This window comes from Macrococcus equipercicus (genome assembly GCF_024205945.1).
In the GTDB taxonomy this organism is placed as follows: Bacteria; Bacillota; Bacilli; order Staphylococcales; family Staphylococcaceae; genus Macrococcus; species Macrococcus equipercicus.
Window position 1 is genome coordinate 2,034,381 of record NZ_CP073809.1, and the last position, 15,036, is coordinate 2,049,416.

A 15,036-nucleotide genomic window follows, 5' to 3' on the forward strand; every position below is an offset into this window, starting at 1 on the left:
AACTGTTTCACTCTTCAATACAATAAAACCCCTAATGCAACAGCATTAAGGGCGTTGTCCCGTGTTAATCTTACGGTCGATGATTATTTAATCAGTCAGCTTATACTTCTTCAGTGACGCGTTCTTGTTTCTCTACAGTGAACTCATCATTCTGATAATCGATGACAATGTCCTGTCCTGCTAATGTTTCGCCGCGCAGCAGTTCTTCTGACAGTTTGTCTTCGATGTTTTTCTGAATCGCACGTGCGAGTGGTCTTGCACCGTACTCAGGGTCATAACCTTCATCAGCAATCTTGCCTTTAGCCGCGTCAGTCAATGTGATGACAATGTCCTGTTCTTTCAGACGTTTCGCCAGTCCTTCGACCATAAGCGTCACGATTTCTTTCAGATGTTCTTTTTCAAGCTTGTGGAAGACGATGATGTCATCGACACGGTTCAAGAACTCAGGACGGAACTGATTTTTCAGTTCATCCATCATTGTTTTGCGTATAGTTTCATAATCCGGACCGACGTCGCTTGCACCGAAGCCGACAAACTTATTGTCTTTCAATTCCTGCGCACCGACGTTTGAAGTCATGATGATTACCGTGTTACGGAAATCAACTGTCCTGCCCTGTGAATCTGTCAGGCGACCGTCATCGAGCACTTGCAGCAGCATATTGAAGACATCCGGATGAGCTTTCTCAATTTCATCGAATAAGATGACTGAGTATGGTTTACGGCGTACTTTTTCAGTCAGCTGGCCGCCTTCTTCATGGCCGACGTAGCCTGGAGGAGAACCGACAAGACGTGACACACTATGTTTCTCCATGAACTCACTCATGTCGACGCGGATCATCGCATCTTCTTCACCGAACATCGCTTCAGCTAATGCTTTTGCAAGTTCTGTCTTACCAACACCCGTTGGCCCAAGGAAGATAAAGCTGCCGATCGGACGCTTCGGATCTTTCAGTCCGGCACGTGCACGGCGGACTGCTTTTGAGATAGATTCCACCGCATCGGACTGACCGATGACACGGTTGTGCAGAATTTCTTCAAGGTTCAGCAGTTTTGCGGATTCAGTCTCCGCGATTTTGTTCAGCGGAATTCCAGTCCACTGGGCAACGACAAGTGCGATGTCGTCAGCAGTGACTGATGACTCTGATTTCCCTTGTGTTTTCTTCCATTCTTTCTTTGTTTCATCTAACTGCTGCTCAAGCTTGGATTGTTTGTCACGCAGTGCGGCTGCCTGTTCGAACTCCTGCGAATGAACAGCGGCATCTTTTTCTTTTTTCACTTGTTCGAGTTCTGTTTCAAGCTCTTTTAAGCTTGGCGGTGTTGTATGATTACGCAGTCTCACCTTAGAACCTGCTTCATCGATCAAGTCGATCGCTTTATCCGGCAGGAAGCGGTCAGAAATGTAGCGGTCACTCATCTTCACTGCTGCTTCCAGCGCTTCGTCTGTGATTGTGATGCGGTGATGCGCTTCGTAACGGTCACGCAGTCCTCTAACGATTGCAATCGCATCTTCGACGTTCGGTTCATTGACTGTGACCGGCTGGAAGCGGCGTTCAAGCGCTGCATCTTTTTCGATGTATTTACGGTACTCTTCAAGAGTCGTCGCACCGATACATTGCAGTTCGCCGCGGGCAAGAGCAGGTTTCAGGATATTAGATGCATCAATCGCACCTTCAGCGCCGCCTGCACCGATCAATGTATGCAGCTCATCGATGAAAAGAATAATGTTACCTGCTGAATGGATTTCTTCCATTACTTTTTTCAGGCGCTCTTCAAATTCCCCGCGGTATTTAGTACCTGCGACAACTGTACCCATGTCAAGACTCATGACGCGTTTATCTTTCAATGTTTCCGGTACTTCGTTATTGATGATCGCCTGTGCCAGTCCTTCAACAATCGCTGTTTTACCGACACCTGGTTCACCGATAAGCACTGGATTGTTTTTTGTCCGGCGGCTCAATACTTCGATGACGCGTGTAATTTCGCTGCTGCGTCCGATAACTGGATCCAGCACGCCGTCTTTAGCGATAACAGTCAAGTCACGGGCCAGGCCGTCAAGCGTCGGCGTTGCATGAGATTTTGCCGCCTGTGAGTTTTTCGCGCTCATTTCCGGGCTGCCGAGCAGCTTCACGACTTGTGCACGGGCTTTTGTGATGTTCAAGTCAAGGTTTGCCAGCACACGTGCCGCTACTCCTTCGTTTTCACGGATCAGGCCGAGCAGAATATGCTCTGTACCGACAAATGAGTGGTTCAGTTTACGCGCTTCGTCGAGTGACAGTTCAATGACTTTCTTCGCGCGCGGTGTATATTGAATCGTTCCTGACATTTCAGAACCGTGACCGATTAACTGTTCTACTTCTGTAATAATCTTTTCTTCTGTTACATCAAATGTTGCTAATACTTTAGCCGCAATGCCTTCTGGTTCTCTGACAAGGCCTAATAATAGATGCTCTGTACCGATATTGTTATGCTGTAACCTAATAGCTTCTTCCTGTGCGTGAGCGAGTACGCGCTGCGCACGTTCTGTTAATTTTCCAAACACGATATAGTTCCTCCTTTAAAGATGCTCTCTCAGCATCTTAGCTCGTTTTTCGTTAACGGGTATAGCTTCTTCAAGTGTTGCTAGAAATGGCGGCTGAATAGCAACCATCAGCTCGTTGAAACGAAAAGGCATCGGTTCAACTATTCCCATATCGATACCCATTTTCAGTTCACTTAATCTTAAACTTGCCTCTTCAGCAGTGATCAGCTGAGCATATTTCAAAACTCCAAGGCTTCTATAGACACGGTCTGCCGTCTCGATATAATCATAATCTTTGAGGCGTTTACGCATGCCTTCTTCTTCAGTAATAATCTGCTCGACAATCTGCTTCAGATCTTCAATAATCGCTTCTTCTGTCTTACCGAGCGTCAGCTGGTTGGATACTTGGTACACGTGGCCGAGCGCCTGCGTCCCTTCACCGTAGATCCCGCGGATTGTATAGCCGAAGCGGTTAATTGCCTGGGCAATACGACCCATCCGGTTCATGATGGACAGTCCAGGCAGATGCAGCATCACACTTGCACGCAGTCCTGTCCCGATATTGGTCGGGCATGTCGTCAAGTAACCGAGCGTCTCATCAAATGACAATGTCAGTTTCTCGTCGATCAGACTGTCCACTGCTAACGCCTTGCTGTACAGTTCATCCAGTGACAGTTCAGGCCCCAGCACTTGTATACGGATATGATCTTCTTCGTTGACCATAATACTGACTGATTCATCCTCATTCAAAAACACAGCACCGTGGTCCTGGGCGAGCAGCTCCTTGCTGACTAAATGCTTGATGACCAGTATTTGACGTTCGTTTTTGTCGAGTGCGCTTAAGCGCACTTCTTCGTAATGAGGCTTGAGTACTGCTGATACTTCCTCAAGCACTTCGAGCGCAGTCTGCTCGTCATACATGAGCGGATGAACGAAGTTCTCAAGGTTTCTTGCAAGACGGATACGAGAGCTTAATATAATCGGCTGCTCGGTTTCCTGCTGCATCCAGTCGCTTAAAGTATGGCTCAAATGTTTATCCAGCATTTACTCCGCCTCGCTTTCCTTTAATGCTTTAATCTCATCTCTGACATGAACCGCCTGCTCGAAGTCCTGCAATTCTACTAGTTCCTGCAGCTTCAGTTCAAGTTCTTCAATCTTCTTGCGGCGGGCAATTTTTTCTGCTGATTTCAGTGGTGCTTTACCGACGTGCTTCTGGTTACCGGCTTGAACGCGTTCTACAATACGCGGCAAGTATGCCTGGAACGTGCTGTAGCATTTACTGCAGCCGAACTTCCCGATATGCAGCGATTCACGCAGCGTCAGCCCGCAGTTCGGACAGGGTTCCTGCCGGCCGTTCAGTTCACTGGATGCCAGCAGATGCTTAAGCAGCTGGTTCATTGTAAATTCTTCTTCATTAAAGTTCATAAGCGTCCTCTCCTGACTACTGATATTGAAGCACAGTCAGCACGTTCTGCAGTATATTCGCACGTATGTGATCGCGGTACGGGACATCAACATAGAGTACGTCCCGGTGAATAGTCACAAGCAACAGACGTTTTTCGCGTAATGTAATCAGTTCGTTCTGATATAAACCTTCTATAATATGTTCAGCATTCTGCTGAGTGATCTGACTGCCAGTCATGTCTTTCAAATGATTGATGAAAGCAGACTGATTACTGGATTCAATTTTCGTGATACGTATATAGCCGCCACCACCGCGTTTACTTTCAATGGCATAACCATGTTCGTTAGTAAACCGTGTCTTAATGACATAGTTCAACTGAGATGGGACGCAATCAAATTTTTCCGCAATATGAGCGCGCTTAATCTCAACGACATCGCCGCTCTGCTCAAGCAGCTGCTTTAAATACTGCTCAATGATATCCGACATATTTTTCATGACTTCACCTCTTTTTGACCATCTTTGACTTTATTATATGAGCATTCTTTCTGAAGTGCAAACAATATGTTTTATTCTGTATTTACATACTATTTATCATGCGTTTACAAAAACTTTAAGTTTTTGTACCGCTTTCATTTTAAATGTAGTATGATATTAAAAGCGAAAAAATATAGCGCTATCAAATATAAAAGAGGTGTTAAAACTTGCAATATATAATTGGTCTTATCGGTTTAGCTGTCTTCCTGCTGCTTGCATGGGTTGTCAGTTCAGATAGAAAGAATGTCAGATGGCAGTATATCGCTATTATGATGGTTATTCAGTTTCTCCTCGCCTTCTTACTGCTTAAAACACCAGGCGGCGTATATTTAGTCAATAATCTGGCTAAAGGATTCGGTTACCTGCTAGGATACGCAGCAGAAGGTGTCAACTTCGTCTTCCCTAATATGGTGAATGTAGATAGTAAGGGCGCACCACTGAACAACTTCTTCACGCAAGTGCTGCTGCCGATCACATTCATTTCTGCATTGATCGGTATTCTGCAGTATTTAAGACTACTACCGTTCATCATCAAATATTTAGGCCTTGCGATTTCTAAAATCAACGGTATGGGTAAGCTTGAGTCTTACAATGCAGTGGCTTCAGCCATTCTCGGTCAGTCAGAAGTCTTCATCTCATTGAAGAAGCAGCTGCCATACATTCCGAAACACCGTCTTTATACATTGACAGCGTCAGCGATGTCGACCGTATCATTATCAATTGTCGGTGCCTACTTCTCGATGATCAAACCTGAATACGTCGTGACAGCGATCGTCCTGAACTTATTCGGCGGCTTCATCATCGCATCTATCATTAATCCGTACCGCGTAACCGATGAAGAAGAAAATGAAGTCATTATGACTGAGAATGAGCATCAACAATCATTCTTCGAAATGCTCGGTGAATATATTCTCGATGGTTTCAAAGTAGCAATCATCGTCGGTGCGATGCTGATCGGTTACATCGCACTAATCGCCATGTTAAACGGCATTGTCGATGCATTCACTCCTGGCCATGTTAACTTCCAGACGATTCTCGGCTACGTCTTTGCGCCGTTTGCATTTTTAACAGGTATCCCTTGGCATGATGCTGTCCGTGCAGGATCTATCATGGCAACCAAACTTGTCTCGAATGAATTTGTAGCGATGCTTGATGTTCAAAACATCGTCAACAATAAAACAGGTGAGTTATCAGAACGTGCTATCGGTATCGTCTCAGTGTTCTTAGTGTCGTTTGCGAACTTCTCGTCTATCGGAATCATCGCAGGTGCCATCAAGTCATTGAATGACAAGCAGGGCGATGTCGTTGCCCGCTTCGGTCTGAAATTACTTTACGGTGCGACACTTGTTTCATTTATCTCTGCAACTATCGCAGGATTCTTCTTATAACAAAAAAGATGGAATGGCTCAGGCCATTCCATCTTTTTTATTAACAATCTTCTACTATTATATAAGTCGCTTTGACCGGTCCATGGACCCCTACGACAAGCTTCATCTCAATATCTGCAGAGTTCGATGGTCCTGTGATCAGATTGATACAAGTCGGAAAATCCTTGTCATCATTCATAAGATTCATCTGTTCTGCTGCCTGCGTGAAGCGCGGCACAATTGTCGACTTAGGAATGATGGCGACATAAGTTGCCGGCAGCAGGCTGACGCTGCGTCCTTTCCCTTTATCTGCGTAGAGTACAACCGTCGCACTTTCAGCTAATGTCACATCGCTGAAAGTAATACCGATATTCGCACGCTCAGCAACTGTGATATTTTCCTCACCTTTCGCTTCGTCCCAGATAAATGTGTCATAACGGCCAAGATCAATACCCAGCTGATCAAAACGCGGATCATTCCAGGCGATGACTTCTCCACCGCCATATGTCTTCACTACTTGTTCAAGAGCAGTATTGAGCTCTGCTGTTGTTGTCTGTACAACATCTGTATGAATAAAAATGCTGTGCTGTTTCATCAGTTCAACCAATTCATCTTTTGACAGCTCGGTCAATGTTTTATCCTGCGGTCTGAACTGCCAGTTAGGCTTTTGGACAGCATGCGGCTTCGGCCGTGCGAGATTACCGGTGATGTTTTGTAAAAAACGCTCGCGGTTATAAATTTTACCTGTCATTCTGTTTACCTCGTTTCAGCCGATTTTTCATCCAGTCCCGGAAATTCTCTTCATCAGGCATTGGAAAATCTCTCGTTTCCGTCCAGGCCTGAAGCGGCTTCGGTCCTTTTGTGATCATATGGGTCTCTTTATTCTCAAATGGCGACATGAGGGAAGGTGCCATCTTTGAACCATATTTGAATAGTGACGGCTGGGAAGCACCCATACCGAATCCTTTCATCACCAGCCGTTCGGCTATCGGTGTCATCTTCTTCTCTTCTACAATAACCTGACGGTGCTTAAGGAGCAGGTCATGAAGTGGAATTTTCACGGGACATGCCTCTGTACAGGCTCCACAAAGCGTGGATGCATAAGGCAGTTCACTATAGTCCTCATAACCGCCAAGTAAAGGCGACAATACAGCCCCCACCGGCCCCGGATAGATAGAACCATATGAATGACCGCCGACTTGGCGATAGACCGGACAGACATTGACACACGCAGCACATCTGATGCACTGCAGAATAGACTGGAACTGCGTCCCGAGTATTTTAGAGCGTCCATTATCGACGATGACAAGGTGAAACTCTTCAGGCCCGTCAATTTCATCTTCTGCTCTCGGACCCGTCAACGTTGTCACGTAGCTGGTCAAGCGCTGTCCGACCGCACTTCTAGTGAGCATAGAAACAAGGACTTCCAGTTCTGTATGAGACGGTACGATGCGCTCCATCCCCATCACTGTAATCTGTGTCTTCGGCAGTGTCGTAACCATACGGGCATTTCCTTCATTAGTGACAAGTGTGAATGAACCGCTCTCCGCAACTGCAAAGTTGCAGCCGGTAATGCCGACATCTGCAGTCAGAAACTCTTCTCTTAATTTCTGGCGGGCGAACAGCGCCAGATCCTCAGGCTGGGACGTTCGGTCATAGCCTAATTTATCATGGAAAACCGCGCGGATCTGCTCCTTATTTTTATGCAGGGCAGGTGCAACGATATGGGACGGCGGATCATGGTCATCAATCTGCAAAATATATTCACCGAGATCCGTCTCGACGACTGAGCAGCCGACTGCTTCCATCGCTTGATTCAGTCCGATTTCCTCTGTGACCATTGATTTCGATTTTGCAACTTTCTTCGCATTCTTGTCCTTCAGCACTTGCTGCACATACTGATTCGCTTCTTCTGCCGTTTCCGCAAAAAAGACATGGCCGCCGCGCTTACTGACGTTGTCAGCGAGCATATCAAGGTAATAATCAAGGTTCTCCAGTGTATGCTGACGAATTTCTTCTGAATGACTGCGCCACTCCTCCCAGTTTCCGAGTTCCTCTTGTGCCCGCAGTTTGCGTTCACGTAGACGATCCTGAGCACTGGATACAGCACCGCGCATAAATGTATCTTTCAGCTCCGTTTTAACTGCCTTCTTAAACGTTTCTTCACCGATTTTCATGCTCATAATGTCACCGCCTCCACCTGATTATTGAGAATTTCAACAATGTGGACCACTTTGACAGCTGCGCCACGGCGTTTCAGTCTGCCTTCAATATTCATCAGGCAGCTGGCATCTCCGCCGACTAAATAATCAGCACCACTCTCCAGTATACAGTCAACTTTCTCGTCGACCATCTCGCCTGATACATCGTTCATCTTGACTGCAAATGTGCCACCGAAGCCACAGCAGTTATAGTATTGCGGCAGTTCCACCACTTCCAGTCCTTCCACTTCAGCAAGCAATTTCTTCGGCGCTGTCACATTGCCTAGCAGGCGGGTCATATGACAGGACGGATGCATGGTCGCCTTCCCTTTCAATGCCGCTCCGACATTTGTAATACCAAGCACCTCAACGATGAACTGCGTGATCTCATAGGATTTATCTGCCAGACGCTCTGCGCGTTCCTGCCAGATGGCATCATCATCAAACATAGCTGGATAATGTTTGAACATCGTGATACATGAACCCGAAGGCGCAACGACCACTTCTGACTTTTCAAACGCTTTAATCATATTTTTTGCTGCGCGTTTAGCATCTTGCACATAACCGGAGTTGAAGGCCGGCTGACCGCAGCAGACTTGTGCAGCAGGAAAATCGACCTCACAGCCAAGTTTCTCCAGCAATTCGACAGTCGCTATGCCTACTTTTTTCTCAAATACATCAACAAGACATGTACTGAATAAACTGACTTTCATTATAACCACCCTTTCTCACCTCTGTGCCCACAGAGTTCATACAGTCATCCGATGACTGTATGATTATGATTACAAGTTTAGGTCATACTTAATGTTTTTGCAACCGCTTAATCAATATTTAAATGTGTGAGCAGTACTTCTTCTACCTCATCGAGGTGCGCTGTCATCTTTAGTACAGCATACTCAGCATCGCTCTTTGCGATAGCCTCATAAATTTCAAGATGCTCATGATAAAGTTTATCTATCGTCTTCGACTTATTATAAAGCCATATTTTACGTGTCTCCTTCATCGCCGTTTTCATAACGTCCGAAACATCAAAGAGCAATTTTTTGAGCAAGTGATTATTAGCAGCATCGGCAATCGCCATATGAAAGTCCAGATCGCTTTTTTCTCCCAGTTCATTCTCAGCAGTCGCCATCTTCATACTTTCAAGAGCTGATTCTATGACCTGTAATTGTTCTTCTGTACGCTTTAAAGCCGCTATTCTGACCGCCCCTACTTCGATGATTTTGCGGACTTCGAGCAGCTCGATGATATCCTGACGTTTAAAGACAGCCATTTCAGCAGTGAATGCTTTAGGACTACTGGACTTCACAAAGGTTCCCTCCCCATGTTTTATCTCTACAAGTCCCATTACGCGCAGCGCATTCAATGCTTCTCTGATGGAAGCCTGGCCCACTCCATATTTAGCAGCGAGGCTTTGAATAGAAGGGAGTTTCTCTCCTTCACTGAGCTTACCTATTCTTATATTATCACTGATTACATCAGCTATTTCTTCATACAGTTTTTTCTTTTCAATACGCACCAAATGACTAACCTCCGTTTAATAGATGCTCTTATTATAGCAAAGCTCTTCTCATCAATGACGACTTAATCCAATAATTGAGCGAACTCTCCCGTCTAAATTTCTTTAAATATTTTATTGAAAGCGCTTTTTCATTATGCTAGTATGTAAGAGCAACTCAATTGGTCATCTGATGACTACATGATTATGGAGGGTATATGAAAACAAAACCTACAAAAATTCGCTGGTATTTTATGGTTGCATTTTTTATCATCGGCGTTATTGCCTACATGGATCGCTCGAATATTTCTATTATCGCGGGACCCATGATGGAAGATCTAAATATGAACAAGACTCAGTTCGGCCTTCTCGCTTCCTTCTTCTCACTGGGCTACGCCCTGATGCAAGTACCTGCCGGCATTATGGCAGAGAAGTTTGGTCCTAAGAAAATGCTTACCTTTGCGCTTATTTGGTGGAGTGCTTTTACTATTCTGACAGGTCTAGTTAAAAACCATGGTGTCCTCTACGCAGTTAGATTTCTATTCGGTATCGGTGAAGGACCAATGTATCCTTCTAACGCTGTGTTCAATACCTACTGGTTCCGCAAAACAGAAAAAGGACGTGCATCCAGTGCGCTTCTTGCTGGTAGTTACTTTGGTCCTGTTCTTGCCCCTTTTGTTACAATCGCTATTACACAAGCATTTGGCTGGCAGGCTGTCTTCATTATCTTCGGTCTTATTGGTATTTTAATCTCTTTACTTTGGGCTGTCATTGCGAAGGACCTGCCTGAGCATCATAAATGGGTAAACGCAGCGGAGCGCGAGCTGATTATGTCAGAGCGTGATACAGTTTCTACTACAAAGACCTCAGCTCCATGGAGCCGATTCTTTAGACGATTCAGTTTTTATGCCATTGCTGCACAGTATTTTGTCGTGCAATTTGTCATTTCGTTATTCCTGATCTGGCTGCCGACTTATCTTGCAGAGGAACATCATGTGCAATTGAAAGATATGGGAGTATTCGCTGCCGTACCTTGGCTCGCTATGTTCATACTGATTCTTTCAGGCGGCACGCTGTCCGATAAGATCATTTCGAGCGGCCGTTCAAAATTTGTTGGTCGCGGTGTGATTGCCATTATAGGTTTTATCATCTTCTGTGGTGCATTGTATTTATCACTAACGGCAAAAGATGTGCATATCACTATTCTTTGGTTCTCACTTTGTTTAGGAGGTATCGGTTTGTCGATGGGAATGAGCTGGGCTGCTGCAACAGACCTTGGCCGTAATTTTTCCGGGACAGTCTCAGGCTGGATGAATTTATGGGGCAATATCGGTGCCCTGATCAGTCCGATTCTCTGTGGTTTCCTTGCTGACAGAATCGGCTGGACCAATACGCTGATGCTGACAATCGTTCCTGTTATTTTCGCCATCATCATGTGGTTCTTCGTTAAGCCGGACAAACCCCTCATCACTGATGAAACATCAGCCTGAAAATAAGAAAACTCAAGCTTTCGCTTGAGTTTTTTTATTGACCAATATGACCAGCAGCGTCCCCGTAGTTATAGGATATAATCTCCTCTAATTCGTGACGACTACTGTCATGCGGTGCTTTCACACCTTTACCGATAGCGATGAACATGACAGGCATGTAGCGCTCTTTATTGATGGACAGTGCAGCCATCACTTCATCGCGTTCAAAGCCACCGATTGGATTTGTATCATAGCCATAATCTTTCGCTACAAGCATAAGCTGCATTGCTGCAAGATTTGCATCCATCATTCCCTGCATCTGAATATAGCTCTCGGGAGCGTTCGATAACGATTCTTTAAGAGCAGCGACGTTTGTTGTCATCACTTCCTGCGGCATATAACCAAGTTCCACGCTTTTACCATAGACCTTTTCAATATCATGAATATGCGTATTATCAGAAAGGACGAGTATAAAAGCAGCACTCGTCTCAAGCTGGCGTGTGTTGAAGCGCACGAGGTCTTTAATCGCGGCTTTTGCTTCCTCCGACTCTACAATCACAAAGCGCCACGGCTGCAAGTTAATAGATGATGGAGCTTTTGTCGCAAGGGCGATCATTTCTTCCATTTCTGCGCGTGGAATTTTAACGCTGCTGTCAAATTCCTTCACTGATTTACGGGATTCTATTGCTTCTATTAAAGATAAATTATTCATTGTTTACTCCTTAAATTATAATAAAACATTATAGCACGATATTAATTCAAGTAGAAATCATCTGTTTACAGCAAAAAAACAAGCCGCTGCTGCGGCTTGTTTATTTTGCGACCATTTCTTCGATAAAGTACTTCATTATTTTATAATCGTCGGTGAGCTCCGGATGGAATGAGATGCCGAGGTAATCGTGCTGTCTGACTGCGACCATTTTACCATCCACTTCACTGAGCACTTCGACTTCCGGTCCGACTGACGCGATATGCGGCGCCCGGATGAACACAGCATTGACTTGTTCCTCAATCCCTTTGACGTCAAGGTCTGCTTCAAAGCTGTCGACTTGGCGGCCGAATGAATTACGCTCTACTGTAATATCCATCTTCTTTAAATGACCTTCGTCATAACCGACAATATCTTCTGCCAATAGAATAAGCCCCGCACATGTGCCGTACATCGGCAGCGAACTTTGTCTTAATGATTCCGTGAAGCCGTATAAGTCCATCAGCCGGCGCATCGTCGTTGATTCACCGCCTGGCAGGACAAGGCCGTCAATATCATCGAGCTGTTCAACGCGTTTCACCGGGATTCCTGTATGACCGCTCAGCTCAATGTGCCTTAAATGCTCCCGGACTGCTCCTTGCAGTGCAAGCACTCCTATTTTCATCTTACCAGCCACGTTCCTGCATGCGCTGTTCTAGTGTCAGTGTGTTGATGTCGATGCCTTTCATTGCTGCACCAAGTTCTTTAGAAAGGTCACCAATCAACTTGTAATCCTGATAATGCGTCGTCGCCTGAACGATTGCACGCGCAAATTTCTCTGGTGATTCAGATTTGAAGATACCAGAACCGACGAATACACCGTCAGCACCGAGTTCCATCATCAGTGCAGCATCAGCAGGTGTCGCAACGCCGCCTGCAGCGAAGTTCACGACCGGCAGTTTACCGAGTGCTTTAATTTCTTTCAGCACTTCGTAAGGTGCGCCGAGTAACTTAGCTTCTGTCATGATCTCATCATCGTTCATTACTGACAGTTTACGGACTTGCGCATTCACTTTACGTAAGTGACGGACAGCTTCAACGATGTTCCCTGTACCTGGTTCCCCTTTAGTACGAAGCATTGCTGCACCTTCACCGATACGGCGGGCTGCTTCTCCTAAATCGCGGCAGCCGCAGACGAATGGCACTGTGAATTCATCTTTTTTCAAGTGGAACTCTTCATCAGCCGGTGTCAGCACTTCAGACTCATCGATATAGTCTACACTCATCGCTTCTAATACACGTGCTTCTGTAATGTGACCGATACGACCTTTAGCCATTACCGGAATAGATACAGCGTTCATGACTTCCTCAACGATACGTGGATCAGCCATACGGGCAACGCCGCCTGCTTTACGGATATCACTTGGCACACGCTCCAGTGCCATAACAGCGACTGCACCGGCAGCTTCTGCGATTTTCGCCTGCTCTGCGTTAACAACGTCCATGATGACGCCGCCTTTTTGCATTTCAGCCATACCACGTTTTACTTTATCAGAACCAACAATTTTAGACATTCACTACACTCCCTTTATTTCATTACATTCCTTACTGTATAATAATAACTGACATTAAAAAAGTATCAGATTTCATAAAAATAATAAGGTCAGTGATAATCATGGAACAACTCACTTATCCATTAACAGGAAATGATTTTTTATACCAGCAGCTCTATCAGTTCATTAAAGATGATATTTTAGCAGGACGTCTGACATTCGCTGAGAAACTGCCGTCCAAGCGCAAGCTGAGCCAGCATTTAAGTATCAGTCAGACAACCGTAGAAATCGCCTATCAGCAGCTTCAGGACGAAGGATTCATCTACTCGAAGCCGAAAGTCGGTTATTTTGTCGAAGATATTAAAACAGTCAATAGTGCTCCAAAAAATTCAATTGAGCTTCATCTTCCTTCAACAATAGATCATACACTTTCACTGACAATCGAAGACAGCCATCAGGCTAAGTTTCCATTCCAGCTGTTCAGAAAATATGCCCGCGATGCCTTCGAAGTAGAGAGCAGCATACTGCTTGAACGTGGGGATGCCCAGGGTGAGCCGGCACTGCGGAATGAAATCAGACGTTATCTTTACCATTCACGCGGCGTGCACTGCACCAATGAACAGATTATTATCGGCAGTTCAACAGAGCAGCTGTTTACACTTCTGACACGTCTGCTGCCGGATGCCACTTATCTTCTTGAGAATCCCGGCTACCCTTCTATCCGAAAAGTACTGCAGTACGAAAACAAGCCATTCAAAACGATTGATGTCGACGCAGAAGGAATTATCGTCAGCGAAATCCATAATCAGGGGAACATCGTGCATGTCACACCCAGCCATCAGTTTCCGACAGGTGCCGTACTGTCAGCCGGACGACGCACAGAACTGCTTGCCTGGGCAGGTAAAAACAGTGGGCACTACATTATAGAAGATGACTATGACAGTGAATTCAGATATAAAGGACGGCCGCTGAAGGCGTTGCAGGGAATGGATAACAGTCATAAGGTCATCTATATGAGTACATTTTCAAAATCTATTTTTCCAAGCATCCGGATGGCTTATTTAGTACTGCCTGAACCTCTGTTGAAACGTTATCAGCAGCTGAGTAATAAGCCGAATATCACTGTGCCGAGACATATGCAGTATATCGTCACACAGTTTATGCAGGACGGGGAGTTTGAGCGTAATATTAACCGTATGCGTAAAATTTATAAGCGTAAATCAGAACTGGCACTGAGTGCTTTAGCACACTATAAAGAAGCAATTAATATCTCCGGTGAGTTTGCAGGCATGCACTTTATAGTAGAAGTGAAGGGAAACGAAGATATCCGGCCGATTATAGACGACATGAATATTAAGATCAGCATGCTGGAAGATTATATGCAGTGCCATAAAGACAAAGCATTCAACAAATTTATACTTGGATTTGGTGGACTGGAAGACGCCGCGATAGAAGAAGTGATTACAAAGTTAATGAAGGAGTTAGTGTAGATGTTCAAGGCACTATTCCTCACGTTTATATCAAGGGAATAGTACCTTAAAAGAACACAAAAAAAAGAGACCTGAACGGTCTCGGTGCGGCTCATCGCATATTTCTGCCCGGCAGCGTCCTACTCTCGCGGGACGTCAGTCCAACTACCATCGGCGCTAGAGAGCTTAACTTCTGTGTTCGGTATGGGAACAGGTGTGACCTCTCTGCCATCGTCACCAGACAGATGGGGTGAATTATACCCTCAAAACTAGATAAACGCTGAAGAAGTGATCCGACCGGCAATGCCGATAAATCTATGTTTGTCCAGCTACA

Annotated in this window: 14 protein-coding genes and 1 rRNA gene; 3 read left to right on the forward strand and 12 right to left on the reverse strand. The window is 45.3% G+C overall.

Annotated features, from left to right (window positions below):
* Positions 1-100: 100 nt before the first annotated feature.
* Genes KFV11_RS10865 through KFV11_RS10880 form a run of 4 tightly spaced genes read right to left on the reverse strand, consistent with a single transcriptional unit; the run spans position 101 to position 4,418 of the window.
* Positions 101-2,542: an ATP-dependent Clp protease ATP-binding subunit gene (locus tag KFV11_RS10865; protein WP_149459309.1), complete on the reverse strand. Its 2,442-nt coding sequence runs from the start codon at positions 2,540-2,542 to the stop codon at positions 101-103.
* A 12-nt stretch (positions 2,543-2,554) separates the two neighbouring features.
* On the reverse strand, positions 2,555-3,562 hold the full coding sequence (locus KFV11_RS10870) for a protein arginine kinase (protein ID WP_149459310.1): 1,008 nt from the start codon (positions 3,560-3,562) through the stop codon (positions 2,555-2,557).
* Positions 3,563-3,943, reverse strand: a complete 381-nt coding sequence (locus KFV11_RS10875; protein WP_149459311.1) for a UvrB/UvrC motif-containing protein — start codon at positions 3,941-3,943, stop codon at positions 3,563-3,565. It lies immediately after the preceding gene.
* A 16-nt stretch (positions 3,944-3,959) separates the two neighbouring features.
* Positions 3,960-4,418: a CtsR family transcriptional regulator gene (locus tag KFV11_RS10880; RefSeq protein WP_149459312.1), complete on the reverse strand. Its 459-nt coding sequence runs from the start codon at positions 4,416-4,418 to the stop codon at positions 3,960-3,962.
* A gap of 206 nt (positions 4,419-4,624) precedes the next feature.
* On the opposite strand from KFV11_RS10880, the gene KFV11_RS10885 reads away from it, so the two are divergent.
* Complete coding sequence (locus KFV11_RS10885; RefSeq protein WP_254249933.1) at positions 4,625-5,845, forward strand: NupC/NupG family nucleoside CNT transporter; 1,221 nt, start codon at positions 4,625-4,627, stop codon at positions 5,843-5,845.
* Between the two features lie 40 nt (positions 5,846-5,885).
* On the opposite strand, the gene KFV11_RS10890 is transcribed toward KFV11_RS10885, so the two are convergent.
* The 4 genes from KFV11_RS10890 to KFV11_RS10905 all read right to left on the reverse strand — a co-directional run bounded on the left by KFV11_RS10890 (position 5,886) and on the right by KFV11_RS10905 (position 9,544).
* Positions 5,886-6,575, reverse strand: a complete 690-nt coding sequence (locus KFV11_RS10890; RefSeq protein ID WP_254249934.1) for a LutC/YkgG family protein — start codon at positions 6,573-6,575, stop codon at positions 5,886-5,888.
* The gene (locus KFV11_RS10895) at positions 6,565-8,007 is read right to left on the reverse strand and encodes a LutB/LldF family L-lactate oxidation iron-sulfur protein (protein WP_254249935.1); all 1,443 of its coding nucleotides are present in this window, start codon (positions 8,005-8,007) and stop codon (positions 6,565-6,567) included. The genes KFV11_RS10890 and KFV11_RS10895 overlap by 11 nt, the downstream gene beginning before the upstream one ends.
* Positions 8,004-8,738, reverse strand: a complete 735-nt coding sequence (locus tag KFV11_RS10900) for a (Fe-S)-binding protein (protein WP_254249936.1) — start codon at positions 8,736-8,738, stop codon at positions 8,004-8,006. Before KFV11_RS10900 ends, KFV11_RS10895 begins: the two co-directional genes overlap by 4 nt.
* A gap of 107 nt (positions 8,739-8,845) precedes the next feature.
* Complete coding sequence (locus tag KFV11_RS10905) at positions 8,846-9,544, reverse strand: FadR/GntR family transcriptional regulator (protein ID WP_254250625.1); 699 nt, start codon at positions 9,542-9,544, stop codon at positions 8,846-8,848.
* A gap of 197 nt (positions 9,545-9,741) precedes the next feature.
* On the opposite strand from KFV11_RS10905, the gene KFV11_RS10910 reads away from it, so the two are divergent.
* Positions 9,742-11,013, forward strand: a complete 1,272-nt coding sequence (locus KFV11_RS10910; protein WP_254249937.1) for a pyruvate MFS transporter — start codon at positions 9,742-9,744, stop codon at positions 11,011-11,013.
* A 34-nt stretch (positions 11,014-11,047) separates the two neighbouring features.
* Here the strand turns inward: KFV11_RS10910 and KFV11_RS10915 are convergent, their stop codons facing one another.
* From KFV11_RS10915 to pdxS, 3 genes are all read right to left on the reverse strand, one after another.
* A complete protein-coding gene (locus KFV11_RS10915) occupies positions 11,048-11,704 on the reverse strand; it encodes a nitroreductase family protein (protein WP_254249938.1) in 657 nt (218 codons plus the stop codon).
* Positions 11,705-11,804: 100 nt separating this feature from the next.
* Positions 11,805-12,365, reverse strand: a complete 561-nt coding sequence (gene pdxT, locus KFV11_RS10920; protein ID WP_149459315.1) for a pyridoxal 5'-phosphate synthase glutaminase subunit PdxT — start codon at positions 12,363-12,365, stop codon at positions 11,805-11,807.
* A 1-nt stretch (position 12,366) separates the two neighbouring features.
* Positions 12,367-13,254: a pyridoxal 5'-phosphate synthase lyase subunit PdxS gene (gene pdxS, locus KFV11_RS10925; RefSeq protein WP_254249939.1), complete on the reverse strand. Its 888-nt coding sequence runs from the start codon at positions 13,252-13,254 to the stop codon at positions 12,367-12,369.
* Between the two features lie 101 nt (positions 13,255-13,355).
* Between pdxS and pdxR the strand changes: the two genes are divergently transcribed.
* Entirely contained in the window at positions 13,356-14,723 is a 1,368-nt protein-coding gene (gene pdxR, locus KFV11_RS10930) for a MocR-like pyridoxine biosynthesis transcription factor PdxR (protein ID WP_254249940.1), read from the forward strand.
* Between the two features lie 106 nt (positions 14,724-14,829).
* Here the strand turns inward: pdxR and rrf are convergent.
* Positions 14,830-14,944 (reverse strand): 5S ribosomal RNA (gene rrf, locus KFV11_RS10935).
* Positions 14,945-15,036: the final 92 nt, after the last annotated feature.